17 protein-coding genes are annotated in these 16,849 nt (G+C 71.7%); 10 read left to right on the top strand and 7 right to left on the bottom strand.

Features of this window, described 5'->3' with window-relative positions; all coding sequences use genetic code 11:
* Positions 1-26: 26 nt before the first annotated feature.
* Positions 27-233: a hypothetical protein gene (locus K7I03_RS06575; RefSeq protein ID WP_185944092.1), complete on the top strand. Its 207-nt coding sequence runs from the start codon at positions 27-29 to the stop codon at positions 231-233.
* Between the two features lie 531 nt (positions 234-764).
* Positions 765-980 carry a hypothetical protein gene (locus K7I03_RS06570; protein WP_185944093.1) on the top strand — a complete coding sequence of 72 codons (216 nt, stop codon included), beginning with the start codon at positions 765-767 and terminating at the stop codon, positions 978-980.
* An 807-nt stretch (positions 981-1,787) separates the two neighbouring features.
* On the opposite strand, the gene K7I03_RS06565 is transcribed toward K7I03_RS06570, so the two are convergent.
* The 4 genes from K7I03_RS06565 to K7I03_RS06550 form a co-directional block, all read right to left on the bottom strand.
* Positions 1,788-1,976: a hypothetical protein gene (locus K7I03_RS06565; protein WP_185944094.1), complete on the bottom strand. Its 189-nt coding sequence runs from the start codon at positions 1,974-1,976 to the stop codon at positions 1,788-1,790.
* Positions 1,970-2,440, bottom strand: a complete 471-nt coding sequence (locus K7I03_RS06560; RefSeq protein ID WP_185944095.1) for a hypothetical protein — start codon at positions 2,438-2,440, stop codon at positions 1,970-1,972. The genes K7I03_RS06565 and K7I03_RS06560 overlap by 7 nt, the downstream gene beginning before the upstream one ends.
* A gap of 93 nt (positions 2,441-2,533) precedes the next feature.
* Positions 2,534-3,745: a helix-turn-helix domain-containing protein gene (locus K7I03_RS06555; protein WP_185944096.1), complete on the bottom strand. Its 1,212-nt coding sequence runs from the start codon at positions 3,743-3,745 to the stop codon at positions 2,534-2,536.
* Positions 3,746-3,953: 208 nt separating this feature from the next.
* Entirely contained in the window at positions 3,954-5,195 is a 1,242-nt protein-coding gene (locus K7I03_RS06550) for a helix-turn-helix domain-containing protein (protein ID WP_185944097.1), read from the bottom strand.
* A gap of 139 nt (positions 5,196-5,334) precedes the next feature.
* Between K7I03_RS06550 and K7I03_RS06545 the strand changes: the two genes are divergently transcribed.
* On the top strand, positions 5,335-5,808 hold the full coding sequence (locus K7I03_RS06545; RefSeq protein ID WP_185944098.1) for a hypothetical protein: 474 nt from the start codon (positions 5,335-5,337) through the stop codon (positions 5,806-5,808).
* Positions 5,809-5,814: 6 nt separating this feature from the next.
* On the opposite strand, the gene K7I03_RS06540 is transcribed toward K7I03_RS06545, so the two are convergent.
* Positions 5,815-7,089 (bottom strand): glycosyltransferase, encoded by a 1,275-nt coding sequence (locus K7I03_RS06540; RefSeq protein ID WP_185944099.1) that lies wholly within the window; start codon positions 7,087-7,089, stop codon positions 5,815-5,817.
* 167 nt (positions 7,090-7,256) lie between these two features.
* Here K7I03_RS06540 and K7I03_RS06535 point away from each other — a divergent pair, with 167 nt between their 5' ends.
* Both K7I03_RS06535 and K7I03_RS06530 read left to right on the top strand, forming a co-directional pair.
* Positions 7,257-7,949, top strand: a complete 693-nt coding sequence (locus K7I03_RS06535) for a response regulator transcription factor (protein WP_185944100.1) — start codon at positions 7,257-7,259, stop codon at positions 7,947-7,949.
* The gene (locus K7I03_RS06530) at positions 7,949-9,559 is read left to right on the top strand and encodes a sensor histidine kinase (protein ID WP_185944101.1); all 1,611 of its coding nucleotides are present in this window, start codon (positions 7,949-7,951) and stop codon (positions 9,557-9,559) included. The genes K7I03_RS06535 and K7I03_RS06530 overlap by 1 nt, the downstream gene beginning before the upstream one ends.
* Positions 9,560-9,632: 73 nt before the next feature.
* Here K7I03_RS06530 and K7I03_RS06525 read toward each other — a convergent pair whose 3' ends face one another.
* Positions 9,633-10,469 carry a helix-turn-helix domain-containing protein gene (locus K7I03_RS06525; protein ID WP_185944102.1) on the bottom strand — a complete coding sequence of 279 codons (837 nt, stop codon included), beginning with the start codon at positions 10,467-10,469 and terminating at the stop codon, positions 9,633-9,635.
* Between the two features lie 117 nt (positions 10,470-10,586).
* Between K7I03_RS06525 and K7I03_RS06520 the strand changes: the two genes are divergently transcribed.
* Positions 10,587-11,651, top strand: coding sequence for an aldo/keto reductase (locus tag K7I03_RS06520; RefSeq protein ID WP_185944103.1), 1,065 nt, complete (start codon positions 10,587-10,589; stop codon positions 11,649-11,651).
* Positions 11,652-11,675: 24 nt separating this feature from the next.
* Here K7I03_RS06520 and K7I03_RS06515 read toward each other — a convergent pair whose 3' ends face one another.
* On the bottom strand, positions 11,676-12,398 hold the full coding sequence (locus K7I03_RS06515; protein ID WP_185944104.1) for an SDR family oxidoreductase: 723 nt from the start codon (positions 12,396-12,398) through the stop codon (positions 11,676-11,678).
* A 137-nt stretch (positions 12,399-12,535) separates the two neighbouring features.
* On the opposite strand from K7I03_RS06515, the gene K7I03_RS06510 reads away from it, so the two are divergent.
* The 4 genes from K7I03_RS06510 to K7I03_RS06495 all read left to right on the top strand — a co-directional run bounded on the left by K7I03_RS06510 (position 12,536) and on the right by K7I03_RS06495 (position 16,846).
* Entirely contained in the window at positions 12,536-13,429 is an 894-nt protein-coding gene (locus K7I03_RS06510; RefSeq protein ID WP_185944105.1) for a LysR family transcriptional regulator, read from the top strand.
* A gap of 147 nt (positions 13,430-13,576) precedes the next feature.
* Entirely contained in the window at positions 13,577-14,458 is an 882-nt protein-coding gene (gene uraD, locus K7I03_RS06505) for a 2-oxo-4-hydroxy-4-carboxy-5-ureidoimidazoline decarboxylase (protein WP_185944106.1), read from the top strand.
* Positions 14,459-14,464: 6 nt separating this feature from the next.
* On the top strand, positions 14,465-15,424 hold the full coding sequence (gene pucL, locus K7I03_RS06500) for a factor-independent urate hydroxylase (protein WP_398856683.1): 960 nt from the start codon (positions 14,465-14,467) through the stop codon (positions 15,422-15,424).
* A 36-nt stretch (positions 15,425-15,460) separates the two neighbouring features.
* Positions 15,461-16,846, top strand: a complete 1,386-nt coding sequence (locus tag K7I03_RS06495; RefSeq protein WP_185944107.1) for an 8-oxoguanine deaminase — start codon at positions 15,461-15,463, stop codon at positions 16,844-16,846.
* Positions 16,847-16,849: the final 3 nt, after the last annotated feature.

Here is a 16,849-nt window from a genome sequence, read left to right as displayed (position 1 = left end):
CAGCCGGGTTCGCCGCGGCGGGCGTTATGAACAAGCTCAGCCCGGTGCTGCTCTGCCCGGCGGCCCTCGACGGACCGGTAGGCCGCCTCGGCGGCGACTTCACGCGGGTTGCCGATCGCATCGTCCAGCGGCTGGATGCCGGGGCGGCCAAAGCGCCAGAACGCAGGCCCGGCCGGCCCGTGCTCGCGCAAGCGCTGCGGCGTGGTCCCACGATCGGGATGCGCCCGTTGTAGGTGGTGTGGGCCTTGTGCCGGTGGCGTACTTTTCGCGGCAGACGTCAGAACGCGCAGCCGCCGTCGTGGCCACCGCCGGTATCGTGGCCGCCACCGTGGTGGCTACCGCCCCCATCATGATGGTGCGTGGTGTGCTGCCCACCGCTGTGGCTGCTACCACCGCTGGAGTGTTGAGTGTGATGGTGGTGGCTCGGCTGTGACGATCCATCACTGCCCTGGTCAAGGGAGTGGTGGGTCGAATGTGACAACCCGCTGCTGCCCTGGTCCCGAATACGGCGAGTGGTGCTGGAGCCCCCGGATGCCGCCGTCGAAGGCTTCGGACCACCCTTCTTCTTCGTACTGGGCGGTCGCGGAGCAGGGGGCAGGGGAGGCTTCGCCGGCTTCTTCCGTGCAACCGGGGGAGGTGAAGGAGGCTTGTCCTTGAGCCGCGCCGAGATCCCCTGCCACGCGAAATAGCACACGACGACCCAGAAACCGAGGCCGAGTAGAGCTGCCATCAAGAGCACCTCCGATGCCTATGGCGCCACACTCATGAAGGTACGTCACGTCGACTTCGTCAGGAATGCTCGTCTTGATGACAACCTGGTGGGCGCAGAACGGCGCGAAGGCGACGCGGACTTCAGCGTGAGCGGGTACGCGCTCTTCGCGTGGGCGATGGCCGGCGTCATCTGGCACGGCCGGAGCATGTGCCGGACCGCCTCGCCTCCGGTGACGGCGCAGATCCCGACCGGGGCCCGTCGGACGTAGGCGCCCTGGCGGTCGGTGAGGTCGGCGAGTGGGATCGGCAGGCCGTGCCGGACGCCATCAGCACGTACAGGCCGCCGAAGCCGCGAGCGGTGGCGACGCCGAGGCCGACGCCCTGACTGCTTTCGTGCTCCGCCTGGTCGATACCGAGGTGGAGCGCCGTGCCGCCGTAGCCGTGCCCGGACGGCACGGTGGCGATCACCGCCGCCTCCCCTGCGTGCCCGGCGGCCGGGTGCTCGGTGCGGGCCAAAGAGGTCGGCTCGCTGAGTTACTGGTCATCGAACCAATCCGCAGGATCAAAGGACGGGGCCGCGTGACGTCGTCGACGTCTCCGCTTCGGCGGTGCTCAGTCGCCCGGGGCGGAACGCTGCCCCGACGAACCGGTTGAAAGGCAAGATCAGGGCATCGCTCCTCGCACGTGACCGTCGCGGTGGCGGCGCAGGGCTTTGAGCCGCTCGTCGTGTTCGTGCCTGAGGAGGGCGACGCGGCTGCCGTCTTCGCGGCGCTCGGCGGCTCGCAGCTCCACTTCCAGGGCGCGGAGTTCGCCCTCTTGGACGTCGCAGGGTGGGCATGGCGGGGTGGGGAGTGCTCGGGGACCGCTGCTGTGCGGCAAGGGGATCGGGAGGGGAGGGTGGTTCATCGGGTCGGCCCTCGGGTGGCAGGCGGGACAGGAGCAAGGCGGGAAGCGGAGCGGTGATTCCGGCGGGCGGTCGGTGTAGGGAAGGTGCGTGACCGTGCTCCCGTACGTCCGCCCGCCGTCCCGTGAGACGCGCAGCGTCAGCCGGGAACGCGGCGCTTTCGGATCCGCGTTCATCGTCGCTCCCAGAGACCGGCGTCCTTGAGCTCCCGCACTGTCGCGATGCGGTGGTCGTCGAACGGGCAGTCCCACTCACTGCCGCCGTCCGGTGCGCGCAGCACGACGTACGCGAGCTTCTGGCGTACCACCTGGCCGAGCCGGCCGTCGCGGGTGTCGGTGGCCCAGTTGCCGTATCTCACCATGAGCCGTCGCCCCTCTCGGCCGACGGAGCTCCCGCCGCCGGTTTCCTGAAGTGCACGAAGCCGTTGTGGGCCTCGATCGTGCTGACGAAGGCGCGGTACTGGTCTCCGGAGCGGGGCAGCATGGCCTGGTGCACCGTGAGGAGAGCCTTCGCCCGGCGTTCCCAGAAGTAGCTGATGGCTCGATCGAGGTTGCGGTGCTCCACGGTGCGACACCGCTCGCCGGTCCAGGCGATCGTGCCGACGACGTGCCAGCCGAGCGCGTAGGCGCAGTCTCGGCATTCCTGGAGACCAAGCGCCAAATCGGCCGCGGTCGTCGCGTGGACGTAGATCACGCAAGGGAAGCGCACGACGGACGACTCGAAGCCGGAGGCTATGTCCAGGAGGCGGCGACGGCGCTCGTGGTCGCTCGCCGAACGGTTTCCCGCAGAGGTGGGTCGGGGCTCGCCACGCTGTTTTCCCGGCATACCTGCATCTTGCTGTGGGAGGCGCGGAGGGGGAACCGACGAAGCGTACGACCGCTCAAGGTCACCGAGAGTGACTCGTACGCTCCGTATGAGTCACGCGATCAAGGGCACGCCGATGAGTTGACTGATGCTGCGGACCCTCGCTGAGGAGACCTTCGCCAGACGGCGTCCGATCACCCCGGGGAGAGCCTGGTGCCGCACCCACTCGGGTGCTTCGAGTCCCACCTCGATGAGTGTGTCACCGGCCTGGTCGTAGAGCCCTGCGGCACATTGGGCGAGGGCCACGTCGAGCCTGTACCGGTTCCTCGCCACCATGGACATGGTGCGGGGAAGCCCCTGCATCCCGGGTTCCGTGGCGAGCTTGAGCGCGCGCCCGAAGTTCTTCAGCGCCACGTGGACGCCCACGGCCTCCGCCTTGGCCGCCGTCGGTCCGAAGCTCGTGCCGTAGAGGTCCACGTCCCGGCCGAGACGGGCGGCTGCCGCCGTTGCCTGTGACAGGTAGTTCTGGGCCGATTCCTCGTCCTCGTGGCGGGAGGCGGCTACCGCGGCGGAGATCATCAACCGACCGTAGGCGACCAGTTCGGGCTCTGACGCGCGGCTGAACCTGGGCTCCACAGTCAGGGCGGCGCGCTCGGCGACGGCCATGGCCCGCGGGAGCTTGGCGCTGCGGAGGTGCACCCACGACAAGGTGGACTCCAGGAGGGCGAGGAGCACCGGATCGTCGGCTGCGGTGGCCCACCGCTTCGCCGATACCAGCGCCGCCAGGGCGAGATCACGCTGCCCGAACCCGTTGGCACACGACGCGGCCACGCGGTAGGTACTCGCCAGGATCGCCCCGAGCCGCTCCCGCTCGGCGTCCGTCGCGGTCGCGTACCGGGCGTGCCCTTCCAGAAGCACCTTGGCGGCGAGCGTGCTGACGTGGATGTTGTCACCGGCCCAGTACGCGGCCCATGCCTCGTCCCGAGCGTGGGCGAGTTCCGCGATGCCGCTCGGGTCCTCGATCGCGTCCCAGTCTCCCAGCGCACTTTCGTGGACGGCGTCCGAGAGGCGCCGCAGCGCCGTGCGGTCCTCGCGGTTCATTCCGTGCCGCGGCGCCTGCTGGCCGAGCAGCACAGACACGTCCGTGCGCAGCGCGGCGGCGAGCTTGAGCAGGGAGCCCACGGAGAGGTCCCCCTTGTCCTGCTCCGCCTTCTGCACCAGGGCCAACGAGACGCCGGCCGCCTCGGCGAGGCCCTGTTGCGTCATGTCGGAGCCGCGCAGGGCCTTGATCCGCTTGCCGGTCGTCAGATCCGCCCAACTGGCCATGGCCACCCCAAGAGGTCGGAGAACTTGGTGACTTACCGTCCGATGGTAGGCATTGCGGCGCGGCGCCTGCGCTCAGAGTGGAGCGGCTGGGGTGGGTGAAGTATCACGGTCGTGTCGGTTCGGCTGTCCGGTGCGGGCGTTGAACAGCGGAGGAGGCGGACTCGTACGCCGCGTACGAGTCCCCCTCCTCCACGCGGCCGAACCGACCCTACGGCGCGGCCTTGGCCGTTGCCCGGGCGAAGCCGGACTCGACGCCAGGGCGTACGCCGATCAGCGCCGATACGCGGCGGACGCGGGCTGTCGAAGCCCGTCCGACCTTCTGGACGATCACGCTGGGCAGTGCTTGGTGGCGGGCCCACACGGGGGCTTGGATCAGGGCCTTTTCCAGCGTGTCGAGGGAGGCGTCCCACAGCCGGGCGTCGGCCTGGGCCATGGCCTTGTCCATCGCGAAGCGGTTGCGCGCGGCCTCGGTGAGGGCGCTCAGGCTGTTCTCCGGGATGCCCCGGACCAGCTCCAGGGCCTTGCCGGCCTGCCCGAGTGCCACGGCGATGCCGACCGCCTGCGTGTCGGCCGTGACCGGCCCGAACAGCGTGCCGTGGGCGCGGTGTTCGGCGCCCAGTCGGGCGCCCGTCGCGGTCGCCAGAGACAGGAAGCCCTTGACCAGGTCTTTCTTCTGCATGCGGCTGGCCACGACCGCCGCGAAATTGATGTGCGAGCCGTAGACGGTCAACTGGTCCGAGGTCGCTCGCGAGAACCGCGGCTCGATGTCCACCGCCGCCTTCTCGGCCAGACGCAGCGCGTCGTCCAACCGCGCGTCGCGGAGGTACACCCAGGCGCGGCCCGACCTGACGAGGGCGGGCCGCAACTCGTCGTCCGACCGTTCCGCGGCTGCCTGTGCCTGGCCGATCGCCGCGTAGGCGAGGTCGCGCGACCCCATCAGGTTCGCGACGTACGCCGCCAACCTGTAGGCGTCGGCAAGGAGCCCCCACGCGGTGCCCTGGCTTCCGGCGGGACGTTCGTCGAGGTGGACGGCAGCCTCGGCGAGAACCGGCACCACCAGCGCGCCGGCCTTGGTGTAGTGCCCCTGCCAGTAGAGATCCCAGCACTTGCCGATGGCCACCCGCAGGGCGCGTTCGTCGCTCCCGGCGGCGGTCTCCGGGAGCATCCCGGCCGCGGTGTCGTGCACAGCCTGGGAGAGGGCTCGCAACATCGTTCGGTCGGACTGTGCCATGGCCCGGCGCGGGGCCTGCTGCCCCAGGATGACCGACGTGTCCACGCCCAGCGCGTCGGCGATCTGCATGAGCGTGTTGAGCGAAAGCTGCTTGTCCTGCTCAGCCTTCTGGATGGTGGCGATGGACAGGCCCGTCATCTCGGCCAGAGCGGCCTGGTTGACGTCCCTGCCCCGCAGGATCTTGATGCGCTCGCCGTTGCTGTAGTCGCTCCACCGCATGGCCGATCACTCCGTTCCACCGTCGGTCACCTTCGAACGTACCCGTCCCGGCCTCTCGGGGGTCCCCTGAAGGCCGGGAACAGGCGTCACAGTTGACGGTGGACGGCTGCTCAGCGCATTTCTGTCACGGGAGGGGCATATGAGGATGGGGATCACCGGCCACCGTGGTCTCGCGGCCGAAGTCGAGAGGCAGGTTCGTCCGGAGCTCGCTGCCATGGTCAAGTCCCTGGACGCCGCGGATCTGGTAGTTGTGAGCTGCCTCGCGGACGGACCGGACACATGGCTGGCGCAAGAGGTTCTCGCCCATGGCGGGCGGCTCGAAGTCGTCGTTCCCGCCAAGGAGTACCGGCAGGGACTGCCGCTCTGGCATCACGCGGAGTACGACGAGCTGATGCGCCGAGCTGCCGACGTGCACGCCACGGGACTGCGAAGCTCCGACTCGCACGCCCACATGGCGGGCAGCGAACTGATGGTGGGGCTCGTCGACCGGCTCGTCGCCGTTTGGGATGGTGAGCCGGCGCGCGGCTACGGCGGCACCGCCGACGTCGTGGCGTACGCCGAGCGTCACGGCGTTCCCACTCAGGTCATCTGGCCCGATGGGGCGACCCGGTAGCAGGGGTCACCTCTTCAGCGCGCGCCGCGCCGTCGACCGCCACGCATGCGCCGTGTCGATGGCGGCGGTGCGTGAGCGGTGGGCGGCTTCCCGTAGGGGACCGAGGGTGCGTTTGCCCGGGCCTTTGCTCAGCAAGTCCTCGTACAAGGCCAGGTGTTGCGCGGCGATGTGGGACGGGGTGAAGCGTGCCGCGTTCCGGTGGGCCGCTTCGCCCATGCGGTGGCGCGTCGCCTCGTCGCGGATCAGGGCGCACAACGCGGCGGTGATGCCCGCCGCGTCGCCCGGGCGGACCAGGTGGCCGTCGACGCCGTCGGTGATGATCTCGCGCGGGCCGTTCGGGCAGTCGGTCGCGACGACCGGGAGGCCGGAGCGCATGGCTTCGACGATGGTCATGCCGAAGGACTCCCGGTCGGAGGTGGAGACGGCTATGGAAGCTTTCGCCAGCTCGGAGTCCAGGGTGCCTGTGTGGTCGTTGAGGGTGACGTGGTTGTGCAGGCCGAGGGTGTCGATGAGGGAGGTCAGGGCCCGTCGTTCGTCGCCGGTGGTGTCGCCTCGGCCGAAGATGCGGAGCCGCCAGTCGGGGTGGGCGGCGACGACGCCGGCGAAGGCCCTGATGAGGAGGTCGTAGCGCTTCACCGGGATGAGGCGTCCGGCGGCCACGACGACTTTCCGGTCGGTGGCGGCGGTCGTGCCCTCGGCCGCGGCGGGGACGCTGTTCGCTATCGCCCGCACCCGTACGCCCGGCAGGGCGAGCCCGCGGTAGGCGTGGGCGTCGGCTTCGGTCACCGTGGTGAGCGCGTCCAGCAAGGGGTAGCGGTGGCGTATCTCGTGGCGCATGCGCAGGCCGTGGCCGGAGAGGGTGAGGTGTTCCTGGCCCACGCGGATGGCGGCGGGGTGGGCCTGCCGGGCGATGTGCACGTTGAGGCCCGGCCGGGTGCCGACGATCACGTCCGTCTCCAGCCCGGACAGGTACCGGCCGATGCGTTCGTCCGTGAGGCGGCTGTACTGCCGGTGGCGGCCGTCCGCGCGGGGGAAGACGCGGGCGGGACGGGCGTGGCGGGGGTCGTCGCCGTCGTAGTGCGGGGAGCCGGGGCACAGGTCCACCAGATGGGTCAGCCGGACGCCCGGCGGGGCGCCCATGGCGGGCGTCGCGCGGTAGCGGAGGGCCGAGACGATCTCCACGTCGTGGTCGGCGGCGGCCAGTGCGGCGGCGAGGTTGAACGTCGATCTGATCGTGCCGCCGATGGTGTAGGCGTTGTGGAGGAGGAAGGAAATACGCATGGGGTCGCACGCCTCCGGCGGTGGGCGGCTGGTTGGGCTGGTGGGGCCGTGTGGCGGAGACACAGCATGCGGCAATCCGCCCAAAGATGATCTAAAGAAGCCAAAGGCCGTCTTAAGGGAGAAGCCGGTCGACATGACAGGCTTCATCCCGTGAAAGGCATCCTGTCGTGAAAGGCATCCTGGTCATCGAGGACGACCCGCAGCTCGGGCCCGCCCTCCAGCGCGGCCTCACCGCGGAGGGCTACGACGTCGAGCTCGTCCGCGACGGCACCACCGGGCTGCAGCGGGCCCTGACCGGTGGCCACGCGGTCATCGTGCTCGACATCATGCTCCCCGGTCCGAACGGCTACCGCATCTGCGCCGCCCTCCGCGCCGCGGGCCTCACCACGCCCGTGCTGATGCTCACCGCGAAGGACGGCGAGTACGACGAGGCGGAGGGGCTGGACACCGGCGCCGACGACTACCTGGTCAAGCCGTTCTCCTCGGTCGTCCTCCTCGCCCGCTTGCGGGCCCTGCTGCGCCGGGGCGCCGCCGCCACCGCCGCCGACCGGTCCGTGCTGCGCGTCGGCGACCTGTGGGCGGACGTGACCTCCCGCCGCGCGGGCCGGGGCGACGTGGAGTTCGCCCTGACGCCGAAGGAGTTCGCGATCCTCACCTGCCTGCTGCACACACCGGACCGCCCGGTGTCGAAGGAGGAGATCCTCGACGAGGTCTGGGACCCGGCCTACACCGGGGGCACCGCCATCGTGGAGGTCTACATCTCGACCCTCCGCAAGAAGGTCGACGCCCCCTTCGCCACGCACAGCATCGAGACCGTGCGCGGGTACGGGTACCGCCTCACGCCCCGTGAGCGGTTCTGATGGCCGCCGCCCCGGCCCTGCTCCGTCGCGTCCCCGGACAGGCGCGCATCGCGCTCGTGGCGGGAGTCACCGCCCTCCTGCTGTTCGGCGCCGGGGCGTGGTGGCTGTTCCGGCACGTCCGCGCGGACGCCTACCGGGCGACGGACAACCGGGCGTACGAGCTGTCCGTCCAGCTCGCCGACCAGGCGGCCGCCGGCAAGGAGATCCTCGGCGATCCCCTGCGCGGCTGGCCCCTCATCGAGATCGACCGGGCGGGCCGTACCGTCGCCGCGGCCGGCGGCACCCAGGACCTCGCCGGCCTGCCGGCCCGGCTGCCCCCGCCGCCCATCCCGCCTCCCCGCCGGGCGACCGGCGGCCCGCAACGCGGCACGGTCCGCCTCGGCGCGGTCGACGAACGCGACCACGACCGCTTCCACCGCCCCGACGGCACGCTGAAGCCGCCGCCCGTCAGCGACACCTCCGCCGAGCAGCAGGCCCTCCTCGCCCACCGGCAGGCCCACGCCCTCGCGCACCACACCCTCACCGTCTTCGCCACCGCCGTGCACACCCCCGCGCCCGCGTGCGCCCTGCCCACCGAGGCCGACGGATCGTGCCGTTCCACCCTCTACGTCCTCGTCCCCTCCGACGACGCCGAGCGGGCCACCGTCCCCCTGCGCACCCCGCTCATGGCGGGCGTCCCGCTGGCCGCGCTGCTGGTCGCCGCCCTCGCCTGGGCCGCCGCGCGCCGCTCCCTGCGCCCGGTCGAGGCGATCCGCCGGGAGGTCGCCGAGATCACCGACACCAGCCTCGACCGCCGCGTCCCCGTACCCGACGCCCGCGACCCCGTCCGCCGCCTGGCGCTGACCACCAACACCACGCTGGACCGGCTGGAGACCGCCGTGGAACGCCAGCGCCGCTTCGTCGCGGACGCCTCGCACGAACTGCGCTCTCCCGTCGCCGCGCTGCGCTACGAGCTGGAGACCGCCCTCGCCCACCCCGACACCGTCGACGCGCACGAGACGCTCCGCCACGCCCTCACGGCCACCCGGCGCGTCCACGCCCTCACCGAGGACCTGCTCCTGCTGGCCCGCCCCGACCGGCCCGACGGCCCCGCCGCCCACTCCCTCGTCGACCTGGCCGGCCTCACCGCGGAACTCGTCCACGAGTACCGCCACCGCGGCCACCCCGTCACGCTGCGCCCCGGCCCCGACCGGGCCCCCGTCCGCGGCGACGGCGCACAGCTCCACCGTCTGCTGCGCAACCTCCTCGACAACGCCGTACGCCACGCGCGCACCGCCGTCGTCCTGGCCGTCACCACCGACGGCCGGGCGCACACCGTCACCGTCCACAACGACGGCACGCCCCTGGCCCCGGACGAGTACGAGCTCGTCTTCGAGCGGTTCACCCGCCTCGACGAGGCCCGCACGCGCGACGCGGGCGGCAGCGGCCTCGGACTCGCCATCGCCCGGGACATCGCCGAGCGCCACCACGGCACCCTCACCGCCCGCTCCGGCCACCCGCGCCCCGGGACCACCTTCACGCTGGTCCTCCCAGGCCCGCCGGATACGCCTGAGCCGGGTACGCCCGAGCGGGGTACGCCCGAGCCGGATAAGCCTGACGTGACTCGGTGAGCCACCGGGGCACGGTCCCTCCTTCGGCAGGCGCGGTGGCCGACGAAGCGCGGGCCCGGCGCCCCTACGGGCATCATGGTGCGCACAGCCGGTCCCATGCCGACCGGCTCGCCTCGTCCGCGGGGCGGAAGACCAGCAAGCGCTGGTTCGGATCCTGAAGCGGTATGAGCACTTCGAAACACAGGGCGATCACTCCGGCTTCGGGATGCCGCATCACCTTCTGCCCGCGGCCGTTGACCTGGATGTCCCGCTCGGCCCACCATCGCGCGAATTCCTCATCATGAGTCATGAATTCGGCAATGAGACCGGTCAACGCCCGGTCCTCCGGATGCGCCGCCCACGCGGTGCGCAGGTGGGCGACACCCTCGCGCACGACGCGCTCCCGGTCGACATAGAGCTCGCGTATGTCCGGATGTGCGAGGCACAGCCACATCGCATTGCGCCGCGACGGAGGAAGCGTGTCGAAATCCAGGAGCAGCGTCGTCATTTCGCGGTTCCAGGCCAGGATGTCGTAGCGGTGGTTCATCAGCATGGCCGGCAGCGGCGACAGGTCGGCGACCAGCCCGGCCAGCGGCGGTGCCGCGGTGGTGGCCGGCCGGCCGGCGGTGCGGGGGCGCTGTCGGGCCAGGTCGAAGAGGTAGGCGCGTTCGACGGGGGGCAGGCGCAGCGCACGGGCCAGCGCCTCCAGCACGTCCGCCGACGGCCGCGGCCCGCGCCCCTGTTCCAGCCGCACGACGTAGTCGACGCTCACCCCGGCCAGTTCGGCGACCTCTTCGCGGCGCAGCCCTGGGGTCCGCCGGGCCTGCCGTCCTGGCGGCAGACCGAGATCGCGCGGGTCCAGCCGTTCGCGCCGGGCCCGCAGGAACGCGGCCAGCTCGTGTGTGGTGTCGACGGTGCGGGTGGTCGTCATGTCCGTTCCAACAGTGAGGGTAGGACCGGCGTTCCCAGGAACACCTTTCCCTTACCCGTGGCTCGCGGCGGCCGGAGTCTGGTGTGCGACAACGAACCGAGAGCACAGGAGAAAACGATGTCGCTCACCCTCGACAGCTACCGGCTGCTGGGCCGCTCCGGGCTGCGGGTCTCGCCACTGGCGCTGGGCGCGGCGACCTTCGGCACCGATTGGGGCTGGGGAGCCGGGAAGGACGAGGCACGCAAGCTGTTCGACCTCTACGTCGGGCGGGGCGGCAACTTCATCGACACCGCCGTCACCTACACCAACGGCAGTTCCGAGCGTCTGCTGGGCGAATTCGCCCGCGGCAATCGCGAAAGTCTGGTGCTGGCGACGAAATACACGACGCTGCGCCGGCCCGGCGACCCGAACTCCGCGGGCAGTCACCGCAAGAGCCTGTTCGCTTCGGTGGAGACGAGTCTGCGGCAGCTCGGTACGGACTACATCGATCTGCTCTATCTGCACGTGTGGGATTTCTCGACGCCGGTCGAGGAGATCCTGCGCGGCATGGACGATCTGGTGCGGCAGGGCAAGGTCTTGTACGTGGCGATCTGCAATACACCGGCCTGGCAGGTGTCCCGTATGCAGGCGGTCGCCGACCTGCGCGGGTGGTCGCCGCTGGTCGCGCTGCAAATCGAGTACAACCTGATCGAGCGCACCGGGGAACGTGACCTGATCCCCATGGCACGCGAGATGGGGCTGGGCGTGATCCCGTACTCACCGCTGGCCGGCGGGGTGCTCACCGGCAAGTACAGCCGCGACGATGTGACCGCGACGGACGTCGCGTCCGGGGACGGCACCCGCAAGAGCTTCAACATTGCCTTGGGCGCGCTGACCGAACGGAGCTTCGCCATCGCCGATGCCGTGAAGGAGGTCGCGGCGGAGCTGGGCCGCACGCCTGCCCAGGTCGGGCTGGCCTGGACGCTGCGGAAGCCGAGCGTGACGGCGCCGGTCATCGGCGCCCGCACGCCCGCGCAGTTGGAGGACAACCTGGGTGCCTTGGAGGTCGACTTCACCGCCGCCCAACTGGCCCGCCTCGATGAGGTCAGCGCGGTCGACCTGGGTTTCCCGCACGACATGCTCGCCGGCGACCACATCCGCAAGGTGATCGCGGGTGACCTGCGGATCGAGACCCGCCGCTGATGCGCGGTGTCGCGGCCCGGTGAGCTACCAGGGCACCACGTTCCCCTCAAGGTCGACGAAGTGCAGGCCCTGCTTCCCGCGATGGGCCTCCATCGTCTCCACCACCCCCGGAACGCTCTCCTCCACGCTGAGTTCCGCCTCCGGGCCGCCGAGTCCGGTGCGGACCCAGCCGGGGTCCATCAGCAGCAGGGTCCGGGTGTCCGAGGCGTGGCGGGCCGCGCGACAGCGCATCAGCTGGTTGAGGGCGGACTTGCTCGCCCGGTAGAGGTCCTGGCCGCCCTCCGTGTTCAGGGAGACGCTGCCCTGGTCGGACGACATGACACCGATGGTGCCGGCCGGGGCGACCAGCGGGCGGAGGGTCTCCACGACGCGCATCGGGCTCAGCGCGTTGGTGACCATGACCTCCGTGAACATGTCGGTCGGGACCTCGCCGATCGGGAGGTCGCCGCGCGTTATCGCGGCGTTGACGAAGAGGAGGTCGAGCGTCGTCGACCGCGCCGCCAGGCGGTCGCGGAGCGCCGCGATCTGGTCCGGGGCGGTCATCTCCAGTGACTCGACGGTCAGTCGGCCCCGGCCCCCGGACGTATCGGTGCCGGCCCGGTCGGCCAGCTCGTGCAGCCCCGTACGCCGGGTGCCGCGGACCGTGCCGACGACGTCCCAGCCGCGCCGCAGGTACGCGGCGGCGATCCCGAGGCCCAGGGTCCGGGAGGCCCCGACGATGAGAGCGGTTCTGCGGGTCTCGGTCATGGCTGATTCCTGTTCTGGATACGGGCCTGTTAAGGGGTACGGGCACGGGCCCGAGGGCCGACGGGCAGGGCTTCAGTCTCCGAGCGGGCCCTGCCGCGCGTCCAATACCCTTCTCACCCCATTGATACCGTTCGGACATGGATCTGGACCTGCGCAAGCTCCGCTACTTCGTCGCGGTCGCCGAGCACCGGCACTTCGGCCGGGCGGCCCAGGCGCTGTTCGTCGCCCAGCCGGTCCTCAGCCGGCAGATCCGCGCCTTCGAGGACGAGGTGGGGTACCGGCTGCTCGACCGCACCACCCGCAGCGTCGAACTCACCCCCGCCGGACGGCAGCTGTACGACGAGGCCCGCAGGATCACCACCGTCGTCGACGCCGCGCTGCGGCGGGTGCGGGAAGCCGATCGCGGCGAGCAGCGGCTCGTCGTCGCCTTCTCGCCCGGCCTGCGCGTATCGGAGGCCATCCGGGAGTTCACGGCCCGCCACCCCGAGGTGGCGATCGACGTGTTGCCGCTGCGCTGGTGGGAGCAGGACGCGCCGCTGCGCGACGGCCGCGCCCACGTCGGCTTCCTCCGGCGCCCCTTCGACGACGCCGGGCTGCGCACCGTCCCCGTCGGCCGCGAGCACAAGGTCGTCTGCCTGCCCGTGACGCATCCGCTGGCCGGCCGGGCCGCACTCACCGTCGCCGACCTCGACGGCGAGCCGATTCTCGACGTCAGGAAGCGGCGGACGTCCTCGCTGGACGAGAAGTTCGAGCTCGTCGCCTCCGGGCAGGGCCTCGCCCTCGTCCCGCTCAGCGTCGCGGGTTCGTACGCCCGCCCCGACCTCGTCTACCTCCGCGTCACCGACGCGCTGCCCGTGGAGACCTGTCTGGCGCTGCCGGAGGGCGGCTCCTCCGGCCCCGCGTCCGCCTTCCTCGGCATCGCCACCGCGACGCTGCGCCGGCTCTCCGGCGAGGACGAGGGGGAAGCCGGTGCCGACCGCGGCTGGTTCGACGAGATCGACGACCGCCGACGGGCGCGGCGGCAATCCTGATCGGCGGCGACGGGCCCGCATGAGCGCGGCCGCGCCCGGGTATCCCGCCAGGCGTGGTTTTTCAACAAAGTGTTGACGCCGAGGTGTCCAGGGCGTTAGCTGTGCGCAGCGCGTCCGAGTGCGGCGAGAAGCGCCACGGAGGTTCCCGTGACTTCGAGTTCGGTGCCGGGGCTCACCCGGTTCAACGCGGCGGACGACGGTGCGGCCCGGGCCGCGCTGTCGGAGGTGTGCGCGAGTACGGCGTGGGTCGCGGAGGTGCTGCGCGGCCGGCCCTATCCCGACGTCCGGGCGCTGCTCGCCGCCTCCGACGCGGCGGTCCGACGGCTGGACGAGGCGGGGCTCGACGAGGCGCTCGCCGGGCATCCGCCCATCGGGCGGCCCACCCCCGGGGACACCGTATCGGCCGGTGAACAGCGCGGCATGACCGGCGCCCCGCCCGCGCTCGCCGCCGAGATGCGCGAGCTGAACCTCGCCTACCAGGCGCGGTTCGGCCACGTCTTCCTCGTCTGCGCCTCCGGCCTGACCGCCGAGGAGCTGCGCGACGCCCTCCGCCGCCGGCTCGGCAACTCACGCGAACGCGAACGCGACGTCGCCAGAGCCGAGTTGGGGCGCATCAACCGGCTGCGGCTGACCCGGCTCGTGGAAGCCGCGCCCTCCGCCTCCGCCTTTACCCACGCCCCCGCCTCCGCCCCCGCCACCGTCTCCACCCACGTCCTCGACACCGCCGCCGGCCGCCCCGCCGCCGGTGTGACCGTGGCCCTCACCGCCCGTACCCAGGGCGCCTGGTCGGCGCTCGGCGCCGCCGAGACCGACGGCGACGGGCGGTGCGGCGGGCTTCCGGCGCTGCCCGGGGACGCCACCCACGCACGGCTGCTGTTCGACGTCGGGCCCCACCTGTCCCGTGAACGAGCCGGGGGCGCAGCGTTCTTCCCCGAGGTCACCGCGGTCTTCGCCGTGACGCCGGGAGAGCACTACCACGTGCCGCTGCTGCTCAGCCCCTTCGGCTACTCCGTCTACCGAGGGAGCTAGCACGCCATGACCGAAGCCCCCATGACCGAAGTCCCCGTGACCGAAGCCACCGGCCGTCCCGCCGATCGCGCCGTCCTCGGCCAGAACCAGTACGGCAAGGCCGAGTGCCACGTCGTCCGCGTCACCCGCGACGGCGCGACCCACCACATCAAGGACCTCGTCGTCTCCGTCGCCCTCTCCGGCGCGATGGATGACGTCCACCTCTCCGGTTCCAACGCCAACGTCCTCACCACCGACACCACCAAGAACACCGTCTTCGCCTTCGCCAAGGAGCGCGGCATCGCGTCGGCCGAGGAGTTCGGCGTCCACCTCGCCCGGCACTTCGTCACGAGCCAGGAGGCCATCCACAGGGCGCGCATCCGCGTCGAGGAGCACGCCTGGGACCGGATCGACGCGCCGGGAGCCGGGGACGCCCGGCACTCCTTCGTCAGAGCGGGCCGTGAGACCCGCACCGCGCAGATCACCTACGACGGGACGGCCTGGGAGGTGATCTCCGGCCTCAAGGACCTCGTGGTCCTCAACTCCACCGGCTCCGAATTCCGCGGCTTCGCCAAGGACCGCTACACCACCCTCCAAGAGACCGCCGACCGCGTCCTCGCCACCGAGGTCAACTCCCGCTGGCGGTACGGCTGGACGGACGACGCCCGGCCCGCGCCGGAGTGGGACGCGTCCTGGACCGCCGTCCGCGGCCACCTGCTGCACGCCTTCGCGGACACGTACTCGTACTCGCTCCAGCAGACGCTCCACTCGATGGGCAGCCGGGTCCTCGAACACCGCCCGGAGGTAGAGGAGATACGCCTCTCCCTCCCCAACAAGCACCACTTCCTCGTGGATCTGGAGCCCTTCGGCCTCAAGAACGACCACGAGGTCTACTACGCCGCGGACCGCCCCTACGGCCTGATCGAGGCCACCGTCCTGCGTGCAGGGGCGGAGCCCGGCATCCCCGTGGACCTCACCTGCCTCTAGGGCTCCCCCCCATGGCACCTCCGGAGGATCAGCACTGTGACAGCAGCACAGCCGAAGCACCGCACCGTCATCGAGAACTGCGCCCTCGCGACCGTGGACGCGCACGACACCGAACACCCCACCGGCCACCTCGTCATCGCGGACGAGCGGATCGAGTCCGTCGGCCCCGGGCCCGCCCCCGCCGGGCTCACCGGCGTCGTCCGCCGGGTGGACGCCGGCGGCCACCTGGCCACCCCCGGGCTGGTCAACACCCACCACCACTTCTACCAGTGGCTCACCCGCGGACTCGCCCAGGACGCCGTCCTCTTCGACTGGCTGAAGGCGCTCTACCCGATATGGGCGCGCATCGACGAGCCCATGGTGTACGAGGCGGCCCGCGCCTCCCTCGCCATGATGGTCCGCGGCGGGGTGACGACCGCCGCCGACCACCACTACGTCTTCCCGCGCGGCAGCGGCGACCTCCTCGGCGCCGAGATCCGCGCCGCCCGCGAACTGGGCGTACGGTTCCACCCCACCCGGGGCTCGATGGACCTCGGCGAGTCCGACGGCGGGCTGCCGCCGGACTTCGCCGTCGAGACCCTCGACGCCGCGCTCGCCGCCACCGAGGAGGCGATCGACACCCACCACGACCCGTCCCCCGGCTCGATGCTGCGGGTCGGCGTCGCGCCCTGCTCGCCCTTCTCCGTCACCACCGACCTGCTGCGCGAGGCCGCCGCGCTCGCCCGCCGCAAGGGCGTCCGGCTGCACACCCACGGCTCGGAGACGGTGGAGGAGGAGCGGTTCTGCAAGGAGCGGTTCGGGATGGGCCCGACCGACTACCTGGACTCCACCGGCTGGCTCGGCGACGACGTGTGGATGGCCCACTGCGTGCACATGAACGACGCCGACATCGCCGCCTTCGCCCGCACCGGCACCGGCGTCGCCCACTGCCCGTCCTCCAACGCCCGGCTCGCCGCCGGCACCGCCCCCGTCCCCGCGATGCTCACGGCGGGCGTCCTGGTCGGGCTCGGCGTGGACGGCACCGCCTCCAACGAGTCCGGGGAGCTCCACACCGAGCTGCGCAACTCCCTCCTCGTCCACCGACTGGCGGGCAAAGCCGATGCACTGACGGTACGTCAGGTGCTGCGCATGGCGACGTACGGCGGCGCGCGGGTGCTCGGCCGGGCGGACGAACTGGGCTCGCTCGAACCCGGCAAGCTCGCCGACCTCGTCCTCTGGCGCCTCGACGGGCTCGGCCACTCCACCGTCGCCGACCCGGTGGCCGCCCTCGTCCTCGGCCCGCCCGCGCCCGTCACCCTCTCCCTCGTCCACGGGCGGACGGTCGTCGAGGACGGCCGGCTGGTCACCGCCGACGAGGACGGGATCGCCCGCGCCGCCCGCGCGCAGTCCCGCCGCCTGACCCGCCTCGCGGCGGGGGAGTAGTCG

The organism is Streptomyces mobaraensis (genome assembly GCF_020099395.1).
Lineage (GTDB): Bacteria > Actinomycetota > Actinomycetes > Streptomycetales > Streptomycetaceae > Streptomyces.
Note: the sequence above shows the minus strand (reverse complement) of the source record. Positions and strands in the feature narration are given on the sequence as shown.

Excerpts from the sequence above, each read along its gene's own strand:
- K7I03_RS06525 (WP_185944102.1), bottom strand. The coding sequence starts at position 10,469 with ATGACGACCACCCGCACCGTCGACACCACACACGAGCTGGCCGCGTTC.
- K7I03_RS06530 (WP_185944101.1), top strand. The coding sequence starts at position 7,949 with ATGGCCGCCGCCCCGGCCCTGCTCCGTCGCGTCCCCGGACAGGCGCGC.
- K7I03_RS06540 (WP_185944099.1), bottom strand. The coding sequence starts at position 7,089 with ATGCGTATTTCCTTCCTCCTCCACAACGCCTACACCATCGGCGGCACG.
- K7I03_RS06560 (WP_185944095.1), bottom strand. The coding sequence starts at position 2,440 with ATGCCGGGAAAACAGCGTGGCGAGCCCCGACCCACCTCTGCGGGAAAC.
- K7I03_RS06555 (WP_185944096.1), bottom strand. The coding sequence starts at position 3,745 with ATGGCCAGTTGGGCGGATCTGACGACCGGCAAGCGGATCAAGGCCCTG.
- K7I03_RS06520 (WP_185944103.1), top strand. The coding sequence starts at position 10,587 with ATGTCGCTCACCCTCGACAGCTACCGGCTGCTGGGCCGCTCCGGGCTG.
- K7I03_RS06570 (WP_185944093.1), top strand. The coding sequence starts at position 765 with ATGAAGGTACGTCACGTCGACTTCGTCAGGAATGCTCGTCTTGATGAC.
- K7I03_RS06575 (WP_185944092.1), top strand. The coding sequence starts at position 27 with ATGAACAAGCTCAGCCCGGTGCTGCTCTGCCCGGCGGCCCTCGACGGA.
- K7I03_RS06550 (WP_185944097.1), bottom strand. The coding sequence starts at position 5,195 with ATGCGGTGGAGCGACTACAGCAACGGCGAGCGCATCAAGATCCTGCGG.
- K7I03_RS06565 (WP_185944094.1), bottom strand. The coding sequence starts at position 1,976 with ATGGTGAGATACGGCAACTGGGCCACCGACACCCGCGACGGCCGGCTC.
- K7I03_RS06515 (WP_185944104.1), bottom strand. The coding sequence starts at position 12,398 with ATGACCGAGACCCGCAGAACCGCTCTCATCGTCGGGGCCTCCCGGACC.
- pucL (WP_398856683.1), top strand. The coding sequence starts at position 14,465 with ATGACCGAAGCCCCCATGACCGAAGTCCCCGTGACCGAAGCCACCGGC.
- K7I03_RS06545 (WP_185944098.1), top strand. The coding sequence starts at position 5,335 with ATGAGGATGGGGATCACCGGCCACCGTGGTCTCGCGGCCGAAGTCGAG.
- K7I03_RS06510 (WP_185944105.1), top strand. The coding sequence starts at position 12,536 with ATGGATCTGGACCTGCGCAAGCTCCGCTACTTCGTCGCGGTCGCCGAG.